The sequence below is a fragment of the Streptomyces sp. NBC_00102 genome (assembly GCF_026343115.1).
Lineage (GTDB): Bacteria > Actinomycetota > Actinomycetes > Streptomycetales > Streptomycetaceae > Streptomyces.
In genome coordinates, this window is the sequence record NZ_JAPEMC010000001.1 from 336,503 (window position 1) to 357,928 (window position 21,426).

Annotated in this window: 12 protein-coding genes and 2 pseudogenes; 6 read left to right on the forward strand and 8 right to left on the reverse strand. The window is 70.2% G+C overall.

The features are described 5' to 3' along the window. Positions 1 to 46: 46 nt before the first annotated feature. Both OHA55_RS01580 and OHA55_RS01585 read right to left on the reverse strand, forming a co-directional pair. Entirely contained in the window at positions 47 to 898 is an 852-nt protein-coding gene (locus tag OHA55_RS01580) for an aldo/keto reductase (RefSeq protein ID WP_266702035.1), read from the reverse strand. A gap of 140 nt (positions 899 to 1,038) precedes the next feature. Further along, entirely contained in the window at positions 1,039 to 2,445 is a 1,407-nt protein-coding gene (locus OHA55_RS01585) for an MFS transporter (protein ID WP_266702037.1), read from the reverse strand. Positions 2,446 to 2,608: 163 nt separating this feature from the next. Here OHA55_RS01585 and OHA55_RS01590 point away from each other — a divergent pair, with 163 nt between their 5' ends. Beyond that, the gene (locus OHA55_RS01590; RefSeq protein WP_266702039.1) at positions 2,609 to 3,511 is read left to right on the forward strand and encodes a helix-turn-helix transcriptional regulator; all 903 of its coding nucleotides are present in this window, start codon (positions 2,609 to 2,611) and stop codon (positions 3,509 to 3,511) included. Positions 3,512 to 3,695: 184 nt separating this feature from the next. Here the strand turns inward: OHA55_RS01590 and OHA55_RS36455 are convergent. Together OHA55_RS36455 and OHA55_RS01600 are read right to left on the reverse strand one after the other, a co-directional pair. Then, positions 3,696 to 3,905: pseudogene (locus OHA55_RS36455) on the reverse strand (alcohol dehydrogenase catalytic domain-containing protein); the annotation flags it as partial. Continuing rightward, positions 3,842 to 4,789: an endonuclease/exonuclease/phosphatase family protein gene (locus tag OHA55_RS01600; protein WP_266702041.1), complete on the reverse strand. Its 948-nt coding sequence runs from the start codon at positions 4,787 to 4,789 to the stop codon at positions 3,842 to 3,844. The pseudogene OHA55_RS36455 and the gene OHA55_RS01600, both read right to left, overlap by 64 nt. Before the next feature lie 150 nt (positions 4,790 to 4,939). Here OHA55_RS01600 and OHA55_RS01605 point away from each other — a divergent pair. After that, positions 4,940 to 5,029: pseudogene (locus OHA55_RS01605) on the forward strand (TetR/AcrR family transcriptional regulator); the annotation flags it as partial. A 95-nt stretch (positions 5,030 to 5,124) separates the two neighbouring features. Here OHA55_RS01605 and OHA55_RS01610 read toward each other — a convergent pair. Then, on the reverse strand, positions 5,125 to 5,505 hold the full coding sequence (locus OHA55_RS01610; protein WP_266702043.1) for a nitroreductase family deazaflavin-dependent oxidoreductase: 381 nt from the start codon (positions 5,503 to 5,505) through the stop codon (positions 5,125 to 5,127). Between the two features lie 311 nt (positions 5,506 to 5,816). Here OHA55_RS01610 and thpR point away from each other — a divergent pair, with 311 nt between their 5' ends. Next, positions 5,817 to 6,431 (forward strand): RNA 2',3'-cyclic phosphodiesterase, encoded by a 615-nt coding sequence (gene thpR, locus OHA55_RS01615; protein ID WP_266702044.1) that lies wholly within the window; start codon positions 5,817 to 5,819, stop codon positions 6,429 to 6,431. Positions 6,432 to 6,754: 323 nt separating this feature from the next. Continuing rightward, on the forward strand, positions 6,755 to 8,758 hold the full coding sequence (locus OHA55_RS01620; RefSeq protein ID WP_266702045.1) for an FHA domain-containing protein: 2,004 nt from the start codon (positions 6,755 to 6,757) through the stop codon (positions 8,756 to 8,758). A 65-nt stretch (positions 8,759 to 8,823) separates the two neighbouring features. Here the strand turns inward: OHA55_RS01620 and OHA55_RS01625 are convergent, their stop codons facing one another. Both OHA55_RS01625 and OHA55_RS01630 read right to left on the reverse strand, forming a co-directional pair. Next, the gene (locus OHA55_RS01625) at positions 8,824 to 9,669 is read right to left on the reverse strand and encodes a prephenate dehydratase (RefSeq protein ID WP_266702047.1); all 846 of its coding nucleotides are present in this window, start codon (positions 9,667 to 9,669) and stop codon (positions 8,824 to 8,826) included. Positions 9,670 to 9,833: 164 nt separating this feature from the next. After that, a complete protein-coding gene (locus OHA55_RS01630) occupies positions 9,834 to 10,262 on the reverse strand; it encodes a hypothetical protein (RefSeq protein ID WP_266702049.1) in 429 nt (142 codons plus the stop codon). Positions 10,263 to 11,215: 953 nt separating this feature from the next. On the opposite strand from OHA55_RS01630, the gene OHA55_RS01635 reads away from it, so the two are divergent. Both OHA55_RS01635 and OHA55_RS01640 read left to right on the forward strand, forming a co-directional pair. Then, the gene (locus tag OHA55_RS01635) at positions 11,216 to 13,459 is read left to right on the forward strand and encodes a discoidin domain-containing protein (protein ID WP_266702051.1); all 2,244 of its coding nucleotides are present in this window, start codon (positions 11,216 to 11,218) and stop codon (positions 13,457 to 13,459) included. 88 nt (positions 13,460 to 13,547) lie between these two features. Beyond that, positions 13,548 to 14,663 carry a DUF1996 domain-containing protein gene (locus OHA55_RS01640; RefSeq protein WP_266702053.1) on the forward strand — a complete coding sequence of 372 codons (1,116 nt, stop codon included), beginning with the start codon at positions 13,548 to 13,550 and terminating at the stop codon, positions 14,661 to 14,663. A 206-nt stretch (positions 14,664 to 14,869) separates the two neighbouring features. On the opposite strand, the gene OHA55_RS01645 is transcribed toward OHA55_RS01640, so the two are convergent. Continuing rightward, on the reverse strand, positions 14,870 to 21,352 hold the full coding sequence (locus OHA55_RS01645; RefSeq protein ID WP_266702055.1) for an RHS repeat-associated core domain-containing protein: 6,483 nt from the start codon (positions 21,350 to 21,352) through the stop codon (positions 14,870 to 14,872). Positions 21,353 to 21,426 lie beyond the last annotated feature (74 nt).

The window sequence follows — 21,426 nt, forward strand, 5'->3', positions numbered from 1 at the left end:
GTGTCTCGTGGGCCGGCCCCGCCCACCCGGGTGCGTGTGCCGCGGGTCAGCCGTCCAGCCGGCGCTTGCCGAGCTGCCCGGCGACCGCGGCGGTCCGGTGGTCGAAGAACAGGGACTCACCGGTGTCCAGCGCGGCGATCGCGGCCAGCTGATCGTCGGTCAGTTCAAAGTCGAAGACGTCGATGTTCTCCGCCATGCGGTCGGCTCGCACCGACTTGGGGATGGCGACGATGTCGCTCTGAACCAGCCAGCGCAGGACGACCTGGGCGACGGACTTGCCGTGCTTCGCTCCGATGCCGCTCAGGACCGGGTTGGTGAAGAGGTCGTTCTTACCCTCGGCGAAGCCGCCCCACGACTGGATCTGCACGCCGTGTTCGATCATGACGTCCTGGTCGGCGGTGCGCTGGAAGAACGGGTGGGTCTCGATCTGGTTGACCGCCGGCGTCACCTCGTTGTTGCTGAGGAGGTCGACGAGCCGGTCCGGGTAGAAGTTGGAGACACCGATCGCCCGGACGCGCCCCCGGTGGTGCAGGGCCTCCATGGCGCGCCACTGCCCGTACACGTCGCCGAAGGGCTGGTGCATCAGGTACAGGTCGAGGTAGTCCAGACCCAGCTTGCGCAGCGAGGTCTCGAACACGCGGGTGGCGTTCTCCTGCGCGGGGGCGTCCTGGATCCACAGCTTGGTGGTGACGAAGAGTTCCTCGCGCGGGATGCCGCTGTTCTTGATGGCCTTGCCGACGGCTTCCTCGTTGCCGTAGGCGGCGGCGGTGTCGATGAGCCGGTAGCCGGCGGCGAGAGCCTCGGTGACGGCCCGCTCGGTGTCGTCCGCCGGGATCTGGAAGACGCCGAAGCCGAGGATCGGCATCTCGACGCCGTTGTTCAGGGTGACGTTGTGCACGGAAATCTCCAGTGACTGGTGCGGTAGGGGAACACGGGCGGGCCTGATACGGCTCCGTCCGGGGGAGGCGGAGGACTACGAGCGCCACGAGGAGGTGGCCCGCATGAGGAAATCTGGCGCTGAACAGCGCGTTTCCTCGCTCAGGTACGGGCCACCGGGCGGAGCAGGAAGCTCGCCGCGGTGGTGAGCAAGACAGCGGCAGCGGCGATGCAGAGGCTGGTGTCGAGCCCGGTCGAGAGGTGGCCGGGGTTGGCGATGAGCGCGCCGAAGATCGCGACGGCGAGCGCGCCGCCGACCTGGCGGGAGGTGTTGAGTACCCCGGTGGCGGTGCCGGCCCGGGCGGGCGCCACGTGGTCGAGGAGCAGCGAGGTCAGGGCGGGGACGGCCAGGGAGCCGCCCGCGCCGACCGGGATCATCGCGGCGACCAGCAGCCAGACCGGCGCCGAGGCGGGTACGAGGGCCAGCAGGACCAGCCCTGCGGCCATGGCCACCTGCCCGGTGATCACCGGCATCCGGGAGCCGAAGCGGGAGGCGAACCAGGCGGCGGTGGGGCTGACGGTCGCGGTCAGCAGTGTCATCGGGACGAATGCCAGTCCGGTGGCGAGTGCGGACATCTCCTTGGCCTGCTGGAGGTACAGGCTGAGCAGGAAGATCATGCCGTAGAAGCCGACGTTGAGGGCGAAGCCGATGGCCGAGGCGAGCACCATGGTCCGGTCGCGGAGCAGGGCCGTCCCGACCATCGGGTGACGGCTGCGGGCCTGCGCCAGGGCGAACACCACGGCGGCAGCCACTGCCAGCAGGAGCGCGAAGATCACCTGGGGATCGGTGAAGCCCTCTCCCCCGGCTTCGATCGCCGCGTAGGTCAGGGCGCCCATCGCGATCACGGCCGAGAGCTGCCCGGTCCAGTCGAACGGTGCCTTCGCGGCGCGGGGCGAGTGTTCGGTGCGCAGCAGCAGGGCCAGGGCGATCAGGCCGACGGGTACGTTGACGAAGAAGATCAGCCGCCAGTCGACCTGGCTGAGGAGCCCGCCCGCGACCGGGCCCGCCGCTGATCCGGCCGAGCCGCCCAGCGCCCAGACGGAGATGGCCTTCGCCCGCTTGCGCGCGTCCGGGAAGGCTTCCCGGATCAAGGCCAGGGAGGACGGGACGATCACCGCGGCGCCGGCGCCCTGCACCAGGCGCGCGCCGATCAGCAGACCGAGGTTGGGTGCGAGACCGCAGACCGCGGACGCCGCGACGAACAGGAGCAGCCCCGCGCCGAACGTGCGGCGTGCCCCCAGCCGGTCGGTCAGTGAGCCCGCGGACAGCAGGAAGGCGGCGAACATCAGGGTGTAGCCGTCCACCACCCACTGCAGGCCCGTGATGCCACCGCCGAGGCTGTCCCTGATGGACGGCAGCGCCACGTTGACCACCAGGGCGTCCAGGGTGATCACGAAGAAGCCCAGGAGTGCCGCCCCCAGTGCCGCACCGGTACGGGGACGGTGCGGCCGCGGTGCGGCCGCGGCCCGGTCCGCCCCGGGGGCGGTCGTGGCGAGCGGGGTGGGCATCGAAGGACGCTCCTGACGAACGGGTGAGGGGGTGACGTGTTCCACCGTGCCTGGTTCCGTCAGGCACAGGCAGGCCGAGCCTTACCGGGGCGTGGCCAGCCTGGGTGTGACACGGCCCCCCTCGCGGCCTGCCCGTCCGGAATGGTGGAGCGACACTGGATCCATGGCATCCGAGCAGACGAGCAGCGACGAGCTGGCGCGATTCCTGCGCGCCCTCCGCACCCGGACGAGCCCCGACAGCGTCGGCCTCACCCCCGGGGTCGGCGTCCGGCGCACTCCCGGCCTGCGCCGCGAGGAGCTGGCGACCCTCGCGGGGGTCAGCATCGACTACTACACGCGTATCGAACGCGGCAAGGAGACCCGGCCCAGCCCCGCGGTCGTCGATGCCCTCGCCCGCGCCCTCCAGCTCGACGATGCCGAGCACCACCACCTGCGCGAGCTCGCCGTCAGGGCCGCGCGCTACGCCCCCGAACCGCCACCCGCACCGAGCCGGACCGTCGGCCCGCACCTGACGCTGCTGCTGGAAACGATGCGGCCGAACCCCGCCTACATCGTGAGCCGCAGCATGGACCTGCTCGCCTGGAACCCCGGCGGTCTGGCGTTGTACGCGGGTATCGCCGACTGGCCCGTAAGACAGCGCAACCTGGCCCGCTACCTCTTCCTCCACCCCACCTCACGGCAGCTGTTCCCCGACTGGGACACCCAGGTCCGCGGCTGCGTCGCACGCCTGCGTGCCGAAGCCGGTCTCAACCCCGACGCCCCCGACCTCACCAGCCTCGTCGGCGAGCTCCTCCTGAAGAGCCCCGACTTCGCGAAGCTGTGGGACCGCTACGAGGTCATCGGACGGAAGAAGATCCAGAAGACCTTCCACCACCCGGAGATCGGCGTCCTCACCCTCAGCGGTCAGAGCATGAACATCGAGGGCACCCCCGGCCAACGCCTCGGCGCGTACACCGCCGAACCCGGCACACCCGACCACGACGCCATGCTCCTGCTGGACATGATGACGCCCCGCCCCGCCGCACACGCGGACGTCCAAGGAGGACAACCGCGCTCCCGACCCTGACGCGGAGCGGCAGCGGAAAGGGGATGGCATCGTTCGTCCGGACCACGTACGCCTCGTCCACGTCGGTCTTCCCGCTGGAGCCGCCTCGGGCGAACTGGATGTCCGATAGGGACGGTCGCAGGTCCGTACGTGACCACCGCGGCGGACGGGTTCCGTGCCGGAGCGGCACTGGGCAACCCAGGCCCGCCCGGTCGCCGACGGCGTGACGACCGACGCCGGAGCCGACCGCCGATACGGTCCCGGCGATCTCGTGGCCGGGGACGAGCGGATGGTGCGTGGTACGTGGAGACCCGGCGTGATCGGGATGCGGAGGGTCGGCCCGGGCGGCCCTCAGGCGACGGTCACCGTGCCGATGACGGTCCGGTGGTCCGAGCAGGCCGCGACACCGGTGCAGGAGGTCGAGATGTCGAGCGAGTCGCCGCTGTACGGGCCCGCCAGCGTGCTCTCACGGGCGAAGATGAGGTCGATCTTGGCGTTGCCCCCACACGGCGGCGCCGATCCGGGGGTGCCCTCCGACGTCCACTCCCCGTAGCCGATGCAGTGGCCCGTGTCGTTGTCGTCGAGCTCCCGGTAGGCGCCGGTGTTGTTGCCGTTGTTCGGCACGTCGAGGCTCGGGGCGTAGAACGGGTTCAGCCGGCCGTAGTTCGGCTGGGCGTTGAAGTCTCCCGCGATCAGGACCGTCTCGCCGGCGGCGTGGTAGTCCTCCAGCCTCTGCCTCACGTAGTCCAGCTGCGCCACGTTGAACGACTGGTTCGTGGTGATGTGCGTGGTGCAGAACCGGGTCGCGGTGCCGTCGGTCAGCGGTGCGCACAGCATGTTGCGCTTCTCCGCGGTGCCGTCGTCGGGCAGCGCGAGGCGGGCCGCAGTGCCCAGCGGCTTCTTGCTGAACAGCGCGTTGCCGAACGCCTCGCCCTTGCACACCGAGGAGTTGCCTGCCTGGCGGCTCGGTTCGAAGCGCGCGAAGTTCTGCGGGTCGGCGGGCCAGTCCTTGGCGCGCAGGGCGGTCACGAGGGCGTTGTACTGGCCCTGGCACAGCTCGTTGAGGGAGGCGAAGTCGGCCGCGCGGTTCACCATCGACGAGGCCGCCTGATCGATGAGGCCGTCGGTCGTGGAACCTTCGTGAATGGTGTCCCCGGCCACGTTCCACTGCCACACCGTGTAGGTGCGGGGCGACGCCGCCTCTGCCTGTGCACTCGCCGTCACCGGCAGCAGGACTCCTGCCAGCGCCCCCGCGAGTACGAGCCGGACACCACGTCGCCGGATGCCGTGAAATCGCATGGTTCTGTTCCCCTCCCTGCCGCCGGTAGTTCAACGGGTGGATACCACGCCACGCCGGCGGATGATGATCTTATCGGCGGAAGAGCCGGCAACGAACAGGTCGCGCTTGCTCCTCCCGGGGACAGGGTGGTGGCCGCCGGTACCGTGCCGGCCACGGGCCGCTTCCCGGCGCCGGCCAAGGCCGTGTACGACGGCACGGACGCGGACGCGGAAACGTCCTTCGCGACCGGCCTGGAATGAGTCCTCGACGCCGTGGCGGCCAGACTCCGTCCGTCACCGGGGTGATGTGCGGCTCCCGGCGGACGCGACCGGGAGCGAAAGCGCGGCGGGCCGTCTCAGATACGGGTCGCGTCGAATTCGAGGAAGTCGTCGATGTCGAGCTTGCCCATCACGAAGCCGACGGCCGGGGCCAGGTCGGCGCGAGCCTCCGGGCCGCGCCTGCGGGGCCGGCTGATCGTGTAGCGGCGCCCGCCCCGGCTGATCGTCCCTCCGCCGGCGGCGAGGATGTTCAGCGCCCAGTTCGCGTTCGAGTGGTAGGCGAGCCCGACGATGAACCCCGTCCCGGTCCGGAACGCCTGGACCGGCGTGTCGAACGGGGTGCCGCTGCGACGGCCGCGATGGTGCAGCACGGCCAACGGCGGGACCCAGCGCGCGAGCGGTCTCAGGACCGGATTGAAGTACTTGGGGAGCTTGGAGAAGCGGCTGAGGACAGGCATGTTCTTCCTCCGTTGCGGGGGCCCGACGCGGCGGACGGGGGTTCCGACGCGACGAACGGGGGTTCGGCCGTCGCCCGGGCCGGCGGACACGGGCCTCCGACTGCGGTGGCCGCCCCGCGCCGAGCGGTGGGCGGCCCGGCCGCCCGCCACCACCACAGCCTGCGCGGCGCACGCCTTGTTGATTCCATTTGGAAACATCTGGACGGTAGCACGCTTCAGGACCCGCACAAAGGAACCGGCGCGCTCGCGCTCCCCCGTACTCCCGCCCCCGCCGTCACGCCGATACGGGTGGATGCGGTACGAAGTCGGGTGTGAACGAAGATTCCCGACCCGCGACCGTTCGCGTGTTCATCGCACTCGCCCCGCCCGACCACGCGAAGGAAGAGCTGGAGCACGCGCTGCGCCCCGCCTACGGCACGCACCCGCGCATGCGCTGGAACCGCGTCGAGGACTGGCACATCACACTGGCGTTCCTCGGTGAGCTCCGGGTGGAGACGGTCCCGGCGCTGCGACCGCTCCTGGCGGACCTCGCCGCGACTCATCGGCCGCCCCGGCTGGCACTGCGGGGCAGCGGCAATTTCGACGACCGGGTGCTGTGGAGCGGGATCGACGGCGAGCTCGACGAGCTGCACGCGCTCGCCGCCGACGTACGTGCCGCCGTCAGGAATCACGGTGTCGACTTCGCGGAACGGCCCTTCCGGCCCCACCTGACCCTCGCCCGCGCCCGCCGGGGCGACCTGACCTCGGCGGGTGAGATCGCGACGGGGCTCGCCGGGTTCAGCGGCGGCGGGTGGCCCGCGGCCCGTCTGCACCTGGTCGGCAGCAACGCGGGACGCGGCAGTGGCCCGATCCACTACCGCGACATCGAGGCGTGGCCGCTGGGTGACGGGAGAACGATGGGGACACCCGGCCCGGACGCCGGCTGACGCGCACCGGCCGAAGCGGGCCCCGGCGCGGGTACACCCTGTGCGCCGGGGGCACGTTCGCCGCTTCAGGGGCGGTCCCCGGACCCGTCCCGTAGACTTCGAGGGCTCGCCGGTGACCGGTCAACGCAGCCTGCGTCACCTGAGGTTGATGGTTCGTCAGGAAGCAGAACGGGACGGGCGAGGCCGTTGTGAACGGCGTGGGCCGACGTGATGAAGCGTCGGACCGCCAGGCCCGTCAGCACGTGGTACGGGACCGCTCACGGGCCGGATCGGCGGCGCGGGGCGAGCCGTTGGGGATGGGCGTCGTTCACAGGGAGTGTGCCATGCCATCAGTCATCGTGGGCCGTACGGGCCCCTTCGCCGGACAGAGCGTCGTTCTGGGCACCGCTCCTCTCACGTTCGGGCGCAAGGGCGACAACGGGGTGGTGATCGTGAGCCCGAGCGCCTCCCGTCTGCACGCCGAGATAGTCAAGGAGGACGGCGCCTACGTCCTTCACGACCGGGACAGCAGGAACGGCACCTACGTCAACGACCAGCGCGTCACCCGCCACGTACTGCGCCCGAACGACTGCGTGCGCATCGGTGACGAAACCTTCCTCTTCGAGGCGCAGGACGTCATGGAGACGGTCATCGACCTCTCCCAGCTGCACCTGCCCCGGCTGAACGCGGCGGCGAACCCCGGCACCCTGCGGGTCACGGTCAGCGGCGGCGGTCCGGTGGGGCTCGCGTTCGCACTGGCGCTGGAGGAGGCGCTGCACGGGCGGGTGGCGATCACCGTCTACGACGGCCGGTGGGTGCGCAAGGGCGCCGAAATCGTCTGGAAGGACGAGTCCCAGGGCAACGTCCGCCGTCAGCAGGTCGTGACCGTCCAGAGCCGGCAGTACCTCGCGCTCTCCGAGGAGGTGCGCGCGGCACTCTTCGGGGACAGCGGGGCGTACTCCGAGATGTGGCCGGTGGGACCGGACTCCGTCGACGGCCGCCCGCCCCGCAACATCCGGATCGCCTACATCGAGGACCGGCTCCTCGCCCTGGCGAACACGCGGCCGGCGATCCAGCTCGTCCCGCTCCGCTTCGACCCGGTGGAGCGCAAGAGCCGACTGGCCCAGGAGCACGTCCTGGTGATCGGCGAAGGCGGGCGGTCGCGCACCCGCGACCACTTCGCGGACCGTTTCGGCACCGCCGACGCCTCCATCTACTCCCTGGACGGCGAGCACATCCAGGACGTCGTACTGGGGCTGCGGGTCAAGTCCCGCCTGTCGGACCCGATGAGTGTGCTGCTGACCGTGTCGCAGAACCGCTTTCTGCTCAACTCGCTGCGGGGCGAGGGCTTCCTGAACATGCGGCTCACCCGCGAGGAGGCCAAGGGCGTGATCGGCATCGATCCGGTCCGCCAGGTCTTCGAGGAGTGCATCGCGGCCCGCCCCTGCCTGATGAACCGCGAGGAGGACAACGAGTTCCGCTGTTCGACGCACGGGACGCTCTTCCTGCCCGCCCTGCTGCGCAGTTCGCCGCTGTGGAAGGAGATCCGGCAGGGCCTGAACCTGTTCGGCGTGGCGGAGGACGATCTCTCCGCGATCACGTCCTTCCGGCTGGACATGGTGCAACGCCCCCGGTTCACCGCCCAGTTGCTCCGCCCGACCTCGACGACACCGGGGACGTACGGCTTCCTGCTGGGAGACGCCGCCAACGCGATCCACTTCTGGCCCGGTCGCGGGCTCAACAGCGGTCTCGCTTCCGCCACTTCGCTCGCCCGCACACTGAGCCGCGCCTGGCGGGGGAAGCCGTTGCGGGACGCCGACTTCATCCGGCACGAGGCGGCGATGTCGATGCTGCAGTACCGGCACAAGAGCCGGGCCTGGAACGCCATGGTGACCACCGACGAGCAGGGCGTCACCCGCGCCATCAAGGACATCATCGCCCGCAGCGCGGAAGCCGGGCAGGACACCGGACAGGATGCGGGCAGGGCGTCGGGGGGGCGTACCGATCTGGACGAGCTGATGGACCGCATGGCGGCGATCCGCGACCGTCTCGCTCCCCGGCTGCCCGGCATGCCCACCATGGAGCAGCTCCGCTCCCACCTGGCCTCGGTCGCCCCGGCCACCCTGCGTACCCTCCAGGAGAGCGGGGCCTGGGACACCCTGATCGTCGGGGGCGAGGAGGCCGACATCGACCTCTTCTACCAGTCGGACGCACCGGTCTACGTCCCCCGGCCCGACGGTCCCCGGCCGGCGGGTGCGTACCAGGCGGGCCCGCCTCCGGCAGGCCCCCCTGCCGCCGGGGCCCGCACCGCCGATCCCCGGGGGCTGCCCTCGGCCGGCGTCCCGTAGGACCCCGCCCACGGCCGTGCCCGGTCGGTGCCCGTACTCACGGGCACCGGCCGGGCGTCGCCGGGTCAGGCGGTGCGTCCGCGCAGCCGGTGCGCGTGCGAGGGGTAGACCCCGAGGACCCGCACCTCGGAGGAGAAGAACCGCAGTTCGTTCAGGGCGAGTGCGACGTGCGGCTCGTCCGGGTGGCCCTCGATCTCCACGTAGAAGCGGCTGGGGCTAAGGCCCGCGCTCATCTGGTAGCTCTCGATCTTGGTGAGGTTCACGCCGCTGGTGGCGAACCCGCCGAGCGCCTTGAAGAGCGCGCTGGGAATGTTGCGTACACAGAAGAAGAGGCTGGTCATCGTGGTGCCGTCGGGGTCCGGCCAGGAACCGGAGTCGCGGGAGAGCACCACGAAGCGGGTGGTGTTCTCGGGGTCGTCCTCGACCTCCGGGCGCAGCACGTCCAGCCCGTAGAGCTCCGCCGCGGCGGGCGGGGCGAGGGCGGCGTGCCGGGGGTCTCCCAGCTCCGCGACCTCGCGGGCCGCGCCGGCGGTGTCGTCGCTGACGTGGGTGCGCCAGCCGCCCTCGCGCAGCAGCTTCCGGCACTGGCCGAGGGCGTGCACATGGCTGCGTACGCATTCCACCTGGTCGAGCGAGGCGCCCGGGACGCCCATCAGGTCGAAACGGATCGCGAGGAAGTACTCGGCGACGATGAACAGGCCCGACTCCGGCAGCAGATGGTGCACGTCGGCGACGCGCCCCGCGGCGGAGTTGTCCACCGGGATCACCGCGACGTCCGCGTCACCGAGCGTCACCGCGTCCAGCGCCTGCTCGAAGCCCGTGCAGGGCACTTCACCGCAGCCCGGGAACAACGCGTGGGCGGCGGTCGCCGAGTTGGAGCCCGGTTCCCCCTGATATGCGACGATCGTCACCTTGTTCTGCCTTCCACCGTGGAGCCTTCTGTCGCGGGCGGCGGAGTTGCCTCCGCGTGGCCGCATGCAAGAAGTATCGGAGTACGGGCCCGGTCCGGGCACACCGGGTGCGGTGAGCCGGGCCGTCGGCGTGGAGCGGCACCGACCCCTCGGACTCCTGGCCCTCAGACTCCTGGCCCTCGGACTCCTGGCCTCCGCGCGCCTTCCGCCTTGCGCGCCCTGCGCGCCGCGAAGACTCCGGGCTCGGCCCGCATGTGCGGCGGTACGGCGAACTTCGGGACATTGAAAAGGATCACGCACACCTCGCAGAGCGCCAACACCAGAATGATCAATACGTCCACGAGGACGATCCACATGAACACCGGGCCGCCGGTCCCCGCCAGAAGCAGCAACACCACCCCCCACATCGTGACCACGGTGATGCCGGCGGACCGCACCACCCCTCTGCGCGCATCAGGACCGAGCGGCAGAACGGTGAACGCCGCCTCGAAGAAGTCGGCCACGTCCGGATCGCGCCAGAGCTGAAAGGCCTTCCAGGTCATGAAGACGTTTCCGACCAGGAAGAAGCCGAGAACGCCAACATAGACAGCCATCGTGCGTCATCCCCTCTTTTTTCTCAGTGCCCTCGAAAGGGCACGGGGCAGGCCCCGGCTTCGGCGTCCGCCGCCCGCGCGGCGGCCCGGGGCCCGGCCACCAAAAGCCCCGCCACCAGCAGGACCGATCCCGCCGGGGCGGACACCGCCCTCGTACGCCTGTCCACCAAGCCGCCGAATCGGCGTCTCACCATGCCCACCGCTTCCCCACCCCAGACGGTACGCGCACAGAACAACTGCCTGATGAGACCAGCACCGTTTCGACATCGCAAGCTCCCGATCACGACGGAGGCAGGAGAGTTGACCTTCCGTCACAACCGTCTCGGTTACACAACCTTCATGCGCAAGACATGATTCAGCCATCCTCTCGATGGACCGCTCGCCCCTCAGTCACCACTCGGACGTGGAGCCGTACGGGCTGCTTCGGCGTCGTTTTTCAGCCACCCACGCCGACCCGGTTCCCCCTCGCACACAACGCCGCCGGGTGGAAGTTCTTTACGCAACCCGTACGCCCGAGGCCCGTCACGGACCGATCCCGAAAGCCGTGGACCGGCTCCCTCCACCGCACCCCTCACCACGACGGACACCCCGGGCCGACAGCGACCGTCACGCCCCGTGGACCCGCCCGGACCCACTCGCTCTCCCGCACCACTCGTACCGACCCGCCACACCCCGCGCCGGCTCCGCACGGCTCGGATCAACTCCTGCCACCTACAGCCCATTCGATCCCCTCCGGGCAACTCGGTCGCATTCATGCCGACTCCGTACAATTCTCGCCAACTCCGCCCGGCCTGAGGGAAATACCGACATCGTCCACCGCGACTCCGTAGGCGCACACAGAGGTCGCGCCCACCTCATTGACAGGGACACGCCCCCGCGACACTCTCGGGAGAGCGCTCTCCAAGGCCGGCTACGGGAAGCCGGTCTCCCCTCAGCACCCGCCAGGAGCCCACGTGTTCAGACCACCGCACGCTGTCCTCGGCCGCCCTCGGGCCGGTCGCCGACTCGTCTCCCTCACCACCCTCGGCGCCCTCGTCGCGTCCGGCCCTCGGGCCGGTCGCCGACTCGTCTCCCTCACCACCCTCGGCGCCCTCGTCGCGTCCTCGCTCACCCTTCTCGCGGCGCCGGGCGCCACGGCCGCCGACACCCTGCTCTCCCAGGGCCGGACCGCCACCGCCTCCTCGCAGGAGGGCGACGGCTACTCCGCCGCCGCGGCGGTCGACGGCAACCTCACGGGCACCCGGTGGGCGAGCCAGTGGAGCGATCCGCAGTGGATCCAGGTCGACCTCGGCGCGACCGCCAACCTCAGCCGGGCCGTCCTGACCTGGGAGGGCGCCTACGGCAAGTCGTACGAGATCCAGGCGTCCGACAACGGCACCGACTGGCGCAGCCTGCGCACGGTCACCCAGGGCGACGGCGGCACGGACGACCTCACCCTCTCCGGATCCGGCCGGTACGTCCGGATGCTCGGCACCCAGCGCTCCGGCGGATACGGCTACTCCCTCTGGGAGTTCCAGGTCTACGGCAGCACCGGCACCACTCCCCCGCCCGCCACCGGCGGCGCCGTGAAGGTGACCGGTTCGCAGGGCAACTGGCAGTTGCAGGTGGGCGGCCAGCCGTACACCGTGAAGGGACTGACCTGGGGCCCGTCCGTCGCCGACTCCCCGAAGTACCTGCCGGACGTGAAGTCCATGGGCGTCAACACCATCCGCACCTGGGGTACGGACGGTTCGACCAAGCCGCTGCTCGACGCGGCGGCGGCCAACGGCATCCGGATCATCAACGGCTTCTGGCTGCAGCCCGGCGGCGGCCCGGGCAGCGGCGGGTGCGTCAACTACGTCACGGACACCACCTACAAGAACAACTCCCTGACGGAGTTCGCCAAGTGGGTGGACGCCTACAAGTCGCACCCCGCGACCCTGATGTGGAACGTCGGCAACGAGTCGGTCCTCGGCCTCCAGAACTGCTACAGCGGTACGGAGCTGGAGGCGCAGCGCAACGCGTACACCACCTTCGTCAACGACGTGGCCAAGAAGATCCACTCGATCGACCCGGACCACCCGGTGACCTCCACCGACGCGTGGACCGGCGCCTGGCCGTACTACAAGCGCAACGCGCCCGACCTCGACCTGTACGCGATGAACTCGTACGGCGACGTCTGCAACGTGCAGCGGGACTGGGTGGCGGGCGGCTACACCAAGCCCTACATCATCACCGAGACGGGCCCGGCCGGTGAGTGGGAGGTCGCGAACGACGCGAACGGCATCCCCGAGCAGAAGACCGACGTGCAGACAGCCGCGGGGTACACCAACGCGTGGAACTGCGTCACCGCCCACCGGGGTGTGGCGCTCGGCGCGACGATGTTCCACTACGGCACCGAGCACGACTTCGGCGGGATCTGGTTCAACCTGCTGCCCGGTGGGTTCAAGCGGCTCTCGTACTACGCGGTGAAGCAGGCGTACGCCGGTTCGACCGCCGGGGACAACACGCCCCCGGTGCTCAGCAACATGACCGTCACTCCGGCCTCCGCGGCCCCGGCCGGCCAGGAGTTCACCGTCCACGCCGACGTCCGCGACCCGGACAACGACCCGGTGACGTACAAGATCTTCCTCAGCGGCAACTACGCCAACGGCGACAAGGGGCTGGTGGAGGCCGCGTGGCGGTCCACCGGGAACGGCACCTTCGCGGTGACGGCGCCCGAGAAGCTGGGTGTCTGGAAGGTCTACATCCGCGCGGAGGACGGCCACGGGAACGCGGGCTTCGAGACGAAGTCGGTGAAGGTGGTGGCGCCGCCCGTCGTCGGCACCAACGTGGCGCTGAACAAGCCGGCCACGGCCTCCTCCTCGCAGGCCTCGTACGGCGACTGCCCCTGCACCCCGGCCAACGCGGTCGACGGCAACCCGGTCACCCGGTGGGCCAGCGACTGGAGCGACCCGCAGTCCATCCAGGTCGACCTGGGCGCGCGCACCGCGCTGCGGACGCTCCAGCTCCAGTGGGACCCGGCCTTCGCCTCCTCGTACGAGGTGCAGCTGTCCGACGACAACGCCACCTGGCGCACGGTCTACACGACCACCACCGGCAACGGCGACATCGACACCGTGACCCTCGGGCAGTCGGCGCGCTACGTGCGGCTCGCCCTCAAGACCCGGGGTACCGGCTGGGGTTACTCACTGCACGAGATCGGTGTGTACGCCTGACGTACGGGCGCCGCACCCCCTCCTCCGTGCCGCCGGTGCCCGACCGGCACCGGCGGCATCCCACCCCCCTCCAGCGGAGAGGCACTCCATGAAAGGCACGAAGAAGCAGAAGAGCGCGGCGAGAAGGCTCTCGGCCGTGCTGGTCGGCACGGCCATGGCCGCCACCCTCCTCGGCGTCGGATCGACCCTGACCGCGGGCGCGCCCGACGCGTCGTCCGCCACCGTCGCGGCGGACACGGGCACGGCCCTCTCGCCCCACATGGGGCACGTCGCCGCCGCGGCCTCGGCCGCTTCGGCGGACGACGTGGACGGGGACGGCTACATCCCCGCCGTCCCGCCGGTCACCGGCGTGACCCCGTCGTGGGGGACGCCCACGCCGCGCTACTTCCACGAGTTCCAGGCCAACTGTTCCGTCACGCACACCGCGCCGGACGACCCGATCGTCTTCCCCGGCCAGGCCGGCGCGTCCCACGACCACACCTTCATGGGCAACACGACGACCAACGCCCAGAGCGTGACCGCCTCGCTGTACGGCGGCAACACCACCTGCAAGGTGCCCGGGGACTCCTCGGCGTACTGGATGCCGTCCCTCTTCAACGGCGACACCAAGATCCTGCCGACCGGTCCGCAGGTCATCTACTACAAGGCGGGCGTGACCGACTACACCAGCGTCCGCCCCTTCCCCAAGGGACTGCGCTACGTCGTGGGCAGTCCGCTGCAGAGCGCGGACCAATTCCGCGCGCTCAAGGGCTGGGTGGAGGGCTGGGAGTGCGGGGAATCCTTCGGGAACATCGACTTCCCGGCCACCTGCCCGGCCGGCAGTCAGCTCAACATCCGTATGCAGGCGCCCAGTTGTTGGGACGGACTGCATCTGGACACACCGAACCATCAGGCCCACATGGCGTATCCGGTCGTGAAGCCCGGCACCAACGACAACGTCTGCCCGGCCGACCACCCGGTGGCCCTGCCGATGGTCGAGTTCAAGATGGCGTTTCCCGTCAGTGGGAACATGTCGCAGGTCAGGCTGGCGAGCGGACGCGGGTACTCCTTCCACTACGACTTCTTCAACGCGTGGAACGAGCCGACGCTGAAGGCGATGGTGGACCACTGCATCGTCGGTGGTCTGCAGTGCGACGCCCGCGGCTGGGACCAGAACCACCCGGAGGCCGGTGCCGCGCTGAACGCGGACTACCGCCTGCCGTAGGAGCGCGCCGCACCGGCCCGCTCCACCCGTAAGCCCCCGGTCCGTCCGTTTCCGCCCCGCCGCGGGACGGGCCGGGTCACCGCGGGTCCGTACCCGCACACGACGGGAGAGCCGCCCCGGTCACCGGGACGGCTCTCCTGTGCGTTCCGCGCGCCGACGGGGTCACGGCCCGAGGGCCGCCCGTCGGCGTTCGTGGTGCGGGGCGGTCAGCCGGCCGGCCCCGAAGAGAGCGGAACCAGGGTCCTCGGTGTCTCCGAGTACTTCACCACGCTCCACGTGGAGATCTGGAAGGACCCCCACGTCGTGGAGGAAGTGCTTCCGTCCCAGTGGTGGTAGGTGGTCTTGTAGCTGCTCAGCTTGCCCGTCGGCGAGAGGCCGTACCGTTCCCCCTTCTTGATCTTGACGGTCTCCTGCACCGCGTACTGGCTGCTGTTGCTCTTGGACGTCGAGTCGCTCCAGGTGAGGTCGCCATTGACCTGCACCGCGATGTTGATCTTCCCTTCGGCCACCATGGGAATACCCGACTTCGCGCCCGTCTCGACCGTGACACTGCCTCCGATCCTCTTGGTGAACTGGTTCGTCACCTGGGTGATCTGCTGGAAGGTGGCGGTGATGGACGCCGACTTCTCCTCGCCCGAGGGGTTGTAGAAGGCGGACGTCGAGTAGTCGGTCCAGTCGTCCTCGTAGAGGACATCGGTGGTCGACCAGGCCACGTCGATTCCGCCGGCGGGGACGTAGATGCCCTCCGGCAGGTACGGGAGCGTGGTGCAGCCGTCGCACAGGTGCGGGGCCGGTGTCGAACCGCCGCTCCCGGTGCCGGTAGCGCTGTGGCCGCTGCCGGTGCCGTCGTGGGAGGAACCGTCGTACTTCGACGAAGCCGGGTCGTTCTCCTCCTTGTAGTCCCCGTAGGTGCCGTTGCTGCCCGAGCAGTAGTGCGGGTAGCAGCTCTCGTAGCCGGTCGGGTCCGAGAAGGCGACCGGGTTGTTGCCGGAGTAGCTGTAGGCGTTGACGGTCTGCGGAACGTACGGCGTGTTGAGCGGGTCGCTCGTCAGGAACCGGCCGAGGGACGGGTCGTAGACCCGCACACCGAGGAAGTCGAGGCCGGTCGAGTCGTCCTCGGCCTTGCCGAGGAAGCCGCGGTCGCTGGAGGCGGCCAGCGCGTCGGCGGTGGAACGCGCGGCGCCGAACGGAGTGGTCCTCCGTCGGACGACCGCACCGTCCGAGGCTGCGACGGAGAGCTGGGTGGACGACTGCCCGTCGGAGAGCAGCCAGGTCAGTACGCCGTTGCCGCCGGCGCTCTGCGCGGTGCGCATCGCGAGCGAGGTGCCCTTGGCGGTGTAGTAGCGGGTGGCGAGCGTGGTGCCGCCGGTGGCGCGGTGCAGTTCGTGGCCCTCGAAGTAGAGCACGTTCTCGGACTTCGTCCTGCGCATCAGGAGGTTGCCGCCTCCGTCGTAGACGTAGGCGCTGGTCTCGTCACCGGTGCTCTTCTTCTGGGTGACGGAGGCGATCCGTCCCTGGGGGTCCCAGGCGACGGTGGACGCGACCCCCGCCACGGTGCGGGCGTTCATCCGGCCCGCGCCGTCGTAGCCGTAGCTGTCGGTCGTGCCCGAGGTGGAGACGACCCCGGTGACGGCGTGCGGGCGGGCCTGGCCGGCGGTGTAGACGGTCTCGTCGGCGTTGTACCCGGGGTACTTGTAGTCCCGGGTGACGGCCGCGGCGGAGGCCGACGCCTTGCCCGTGACCGACTGGAGGTTGCCCAGCTGGTCGTAGGTGAAGGCCGACTGGTAGGGCGAGGGGCCCGCGAAGTCGGACTGCGGCGTGGCGGCGCAGGTGGTGCCCGCCGTGGTCCAGGCCCCGGTCAGGCGCTGGAGGTCGTCGTACCGGAAGCACTGCTGCTGTCCGGCCGTGTTCTCCCGCAGCGCGGTGGGGGTGCCGAGGGCGTCGCGGGTGTAGGTGTCGTCCTGGATCCTGCTGGTGACTCCCCCGGTCAGCTTGTCGGTGGTGACGTTGGTCAGCCGGCCCGTCCCGTCGGTGTCCTGATAGGCGAAGGACCGGGTGAGGCTGGTCGTGGTACCGGTCGTGCCCAGGGAGCGGCTCCGCAGGCGGCCCTGGTCGTCGAAGGCCGAGGACGCCAGGTACGACTGGAGCGGGCTGGCGACCTTGGTCAGCCGCTCGTCGGTGAAGGTCGTGGTGACCGTCTCGGCGGGGAGTCCGCCGACCGCCGGGTAGCCGACCGAGGTCGGGTGGTCCGCCAGGTCGTAGCCGTAGGTGAGGGTGTACGAGCCGTTCAGCCCGGACCCGTCGGAGGGCACCGTGACCGTCCGGGAGGTGGCCCGCATCCGGGCGTCGTAGGCGTCGACCTTGTTGACGTAGGCGTAGCCGTTGGAGTAACCGGTGACCGCGGCCGGCTGGCCCTTGCCGCCGGTGGCCGTGTCGTAACTGGTGGCGCTCAGCAGGGTGGTGCCCTGCTTGACCGTGGTGGCGCGGCCCAGTCCGTCGTACGCGTAGGTCAGTACGCCTGCGGGGCCGGTGACCGTGGCGGGCAGGCCGAGCCCGTTGTAGACGGTGGTCGTGGTGCCGGTGTCGGGGTCCTCGGTGGTCAGCCGCTCACCCGCCCAGTCGTAGGTGTAGTGGGTGGTGTTGCCCCGTGAGTCGTGGAGGTACTTGAGCTTGCCCGACCGGGTGTACTCGTAGGTGGTGGCGTACTGGGCCGAGCCGAGGTTCTCCACCACCTTGACGGTCCGGCCGAAGGCGTCGGTCACCGTCTTGGTGGGCGAGCCGACTGCCGGGAAGACCGTCTTCTCGTCGGCCCCCTGGTACTGGGTCGTCGTCAGGTTGGCTGTCTGGACGACTCCCTTCGCCTGGAGCTGGGACAGGATGACGCGCCCCGCCCAGTCGCTCTTGGTGTCGGTGTACGAGGGGATGTTGGCGACGGTGGGGTTCACCAGTCCGGAGCCGGGCGCGGCGCTGTTGTAGAAGGAGGCCGAGGTGCCGGCGACGTTCCCGGAGGAGTCGTACCGGGTCACCGTGACGGTACGGCCGGTGCCGGAGGGGGCCGGGATCTGGGACTCCCGGGGCCGGCCGAGCCCGTCGGCGTACGCGTAGACGTCCGAGTAGACGGTGCCGGTCTGGAGCGTGCGCGACCTGACCCGGATGGGGTCACCGGTGGCGACCCGGGGCACTCCCGTGGCCGACGCCGCGACGGGCACGGTGTACTCGTAGGCGATGGAGGGGTTGCCGTCGGGGTAGGCGGCGGCCTCGGTCGGCTTGAACACCTTGGAGACCCGGCCGACCGCGTCGTAGACGATCTGGGTGGTGTTGCCGTTCGGGTCGACCGTCTTCCACGGCTCGCCGAAGTAGCGGGAGTAGTAGGTCGTGGTCGTCAGGGGCACGGCCGGTCCCGTCCCGTCCGGGTCGGGGGTGGTGATCTTCACCCCGTCGACCGGCCAGGAGGTCGCGGGCTGGTAGGCCGTGGTGACCAGGTTGTTCCCGTCGTCCCACGACGAGGTCTCGCGTCCCGCGTCGTCGAACTCCTTGCGGGTGGTGCGGTAGGCGGTCTCGGCGGTGTACGTCCGCGACTGGGTCGGGTTGCCGTCGACCAGGCTGGTGTTGTTGGCGTCGAAGGTGGTCGCACCGTCGTAGAAGGTGACCTTCCGCCGGTCCATGTGGGCGGCGGGTGTGCCCGCGGTCTCGTCGTCGGCGACGGTGGTGCAGGAGGCGCTGTAGTGCCGCTCGTCGTCCTGGTAGACCATCCAGCGCGTGGTGCCGGTGGAGTCCAGTTCGTCGGTGTTGTAGGCGCGGCCGAACTCCGTGCAGTGGTTGTCGGAGACTCCGGTCTCGCCCCAGTCGTCGGTGCGCATCGGCAGTCCGAACACGGTGGACGCCTTCTCCGCGTCGTCGTACTCGTTCTCGACGATGTGCTCGCGCCAGCCGGTTCCGTCGGTGGAGTTGACGACCTTCTCCAGGGTGCGGGTCCTGCTCTCCCGGACCATCCGGGCGTCCGGCAGGCCGGTGTACTGCGCGGTGTCGTGCGCCCAGTACTCGTGCCACTCGCGTTTCTGCGAGTCGCCGTTGCTGTCCCTGGCCGAGGTCTCCAGTGTCTGGCCGTTGAGCCAGGCGTGGTCGGTCCATTCCTTGTCGTCGGAGTCCTTCACCGTGATCGTGCGCGTGGCGGAGGGGTCCGTCTTGGAGGTGCGGTCGCCGGAGAGGCCCCGGTAGAACCAGTGGTAGGTGGAGTGCCGGTTCTCGTTCGCGCCGGTGGTGACGAGGACCTTTCCGTAGCCCCGCCACACGTTCCAGGACTCGTCCTCGTCGTCGGCGAGCGGGTCGTCCCCGAACTTCCAGCCGGGCGCGCCGTCGTACTCGTAGTCGGTGATCATCGACGGCGAGCCGTCGTCGGCCTTGCCGGGGTCGACCTGGACCCGGGTGGTGACGAACTTCTTGAACCAGCCGGACTTCTCGTCCGTCGATCCCTCGGGCACCCATTTCTGCCAGAAGCACTCGTAGGTGTTGTTCGGCTGGGAGGGCGCACCGGCTTCGGGGCACTGCCGGTCGACGGCGCCCGCCTCGTCGGTGGCGTGCCCGTAGGTGGCGGTGATCGTCGATCCGGTGTCCGTGAAGATCTTGTTCACCCGGCGGAAGTTGAGCTCGCCCGCACCGACCTTGTTGTCCTGCCACTCACCGTTGAAGTTGATGGTCGGCAGGTCGACGTCCGTACCGGAGTAGCCGCGGCGCTGGACGTAGTCCAGCCACAGCTGGTCGCCGACGGCTCCGGAGGGGTTCATCAGGGCGTACTTGAACTGGTACTGGCGCACCAGCCCGTCGGCCCAGGCATCGGTGTTCTTGTTCCGGACGTAGACGTTGATGTCCCAGAGCAGGTCGCGCTGGAAGAACGTCGGGTAGTACGTCTTGCCCCGGCAGGCGTTGTCGTCGGAGCTGCCGTCGCAGATCAGGTCCACCGGTACGTCCGGATAGGACTCGGGTTTCTCGTCGATGGTCGGACAGGCGGCCGCGGTGTTGTTCAGCGGGTCCTTCTCCTCCGTCCGCTCCACGCACCGGTTGACGTGCTGGAAGTCGATCATGGCGGGCAGCTGTGCGCCGGCGATCTGCGACGACCAGCCGTAGTCGATGCGTTCCAGGTAGGCGGCGGAGTCGTAGCGGCGTGCCTTGTCCGCGGCGGCCACGGACCGGTAGTAGTTCCGCTCCTTGGTGTAGAAGTAGGAGTTCTCCACCTCGTTGGCGGTCACGACACGGTCCAGGCCCCAGCGCCACGCCTGGGTGCAGGGCTCCGGGTACTGCGCGTGGCAGGGCTCGCCCGCGTCGTCGCCGACCACGGGGACGGTGAGGACGGAGTCGGTCGCCTCGCGCACGCCGTCGTTGTTGAGGCGTTCGGTGCGTCCCCAGCCGAAGTAGTAGCGGGTGCCGTCCTGCTTGGTCAGGACCCAGAACTCCTTGGTGCCGTCGGAGCCGTAGCCGCCGTTCAGCTTCTGCACCCGCCAGCCCGGGTCGTCCTTGATGCGGAAGGCGCCGGTACCGGTGTTGTCCTGGATGAGATCGGAGCTGATGCCGTCGATGGTGATGGTGTAGACGGCGCCGTTGGGGTCGGCGGTGGAGTTCGGCGAGTCCCAGCACAGGTCGCCGAAGGTCTCGTGTCCGTCCTGGGCACAGTTCTTGTAACGGCGCTCGATGGAACCGACGTTGAGGTCCCAGCCCATGCCGACCCAGGACGCCTGGTTGTTGGAGGCCGACGTACGGCCGTCCACCAGCTGCGAGTTGTAGGTCAGCGAAAGGTCGGGGGCGATACCGACCGGGGGCTTGGGCACCGCGATGGGGAGCTCGTAGGTGAAGGCTCCCGACCCGAGGGAGACGTCCCACTTCCCGGCCGGATTGGTGGGCGAGGCGCGGTAGTCGCCCGCGTCCGAGGAAGAGCCGGCGGCGAGCGCGTACACGGACGCGGCCTGCGCGGTCGCGACCATGCCCGGCTGGACCGGTGCGATCAGCCCGGACACCGACGACGTCCCGGGGGCGGCTTCGACGACGGCGGTGATCGTGCCGTTCTCCGTGTCGTTGGTCTGTCCCTCGACCGTCCGGCCGTCCGAGCAGCCGGCGACGTCGGGGGTGGTCAGTGCGCAGGGCGGCAGCTCGACCAGGCGCAGCCGGGAGGCGAAGGCGCCCCCGTAGGCGCGCGCGAAGCCGGAGTAGTCGAGGGACGCCTCGACCGGCGCGGTCGTCCTGCCGCCGTCGGCGCGGGCTACGGTGAGCCCGAGGCCCACTCCGCCGAACCGCTTCACCTGCTCGTCGTCCAGGACCCGGACCCTGGCCTCGGCCGGTGCGGCGGCTGCCGCCGCCGGTGCCGCGGTGGCCGTACGGGCCGATGCCGCGGCCGGCCGCTCCACGCCCCGGAGGGAGACGAGCCGGCCGGGCGCCGCCGCGGGCTGTTCGCCCGCCGCGGGTATCCGGACCGTGGCCTCGCCGCCCTCGGGCCAGACCACCTTCGGCGCGGCGCCCATGGCAGGCTCGGCCGGGGAGTCGACGCGACTTCCCGGGATCCGCGCCGGAACGCTCTGCTCGCGCGGCGTCGACGGTGTGTCCGCCGCCGACGCCGTCGGCGTGAACATCACTGCGGAGAGCACCCCCGCCACCAGTGCTTTGGCCGTCGCCGCGGCGACGGCCCTGCCTCTCAGTTTCACGATCGAGATCCCCCGAATCGGTGACGAAGGACCCTGCGCTCCGTCCACAGGAGCGTCTCGGGCCCCGTGGCCCA

Excerpts from the sequence above, each read along its gene's own strand:
- OHA55_RS01620 (WP_266702045.1), top strand. The coding sequence starts at position 6,755 with ATGCCATCAGTCATCGTGGGCCGTACGGGCCCCTTCGCCGGACAGAGC.
- OHA55_RS01590 (WP_266702039.1), top strand. The coding sequence starts at position 2,609 with ATGGCATCCGAGCAGACGAGCAGCGACGAGCTGGCGCGATTCCTGCGC.
- OHA55_RS01640 (WP_266702053.1), top strand. The coding sequence starts at position 13,548 with ATGAAAGGCACGAAGAAGCAGAAGAGCGCGGCGAGAAGGCTCTCGGCC.
- OHA55_RS01600 (WP_266702041.1), bottom strand. The coding sequence starts at position 4,789 with ATGCGATTTCACGGCATCCGGCGACGTGGTGTCCGGCTCGTACTCGCG.
- OHA55_RS01630 (WP_266702049.1), bottom strand. The coding sequence starts at position 10,262 with ATGGCTGTCTATGTTGGCGTTCTCGGCTTCTTCCTGGTCGGAAACGTC.
- OHA55_RS01610 (WP_266702043.1), bottom strand. The coding sequence starts at position 5,505 with ATGCCTGTCCTCAGCCGCTTCTCCAAGCTCCCCAAGTACTTCAATCCG.
- OHA55_RS01585 (WP_266702037.1), bottom strand. The coding sequence starts at position 2,445 with ATGCCCACCCCGCTCGCCACGACCGCCCCCGGGGCGGACCGGGCCGCG.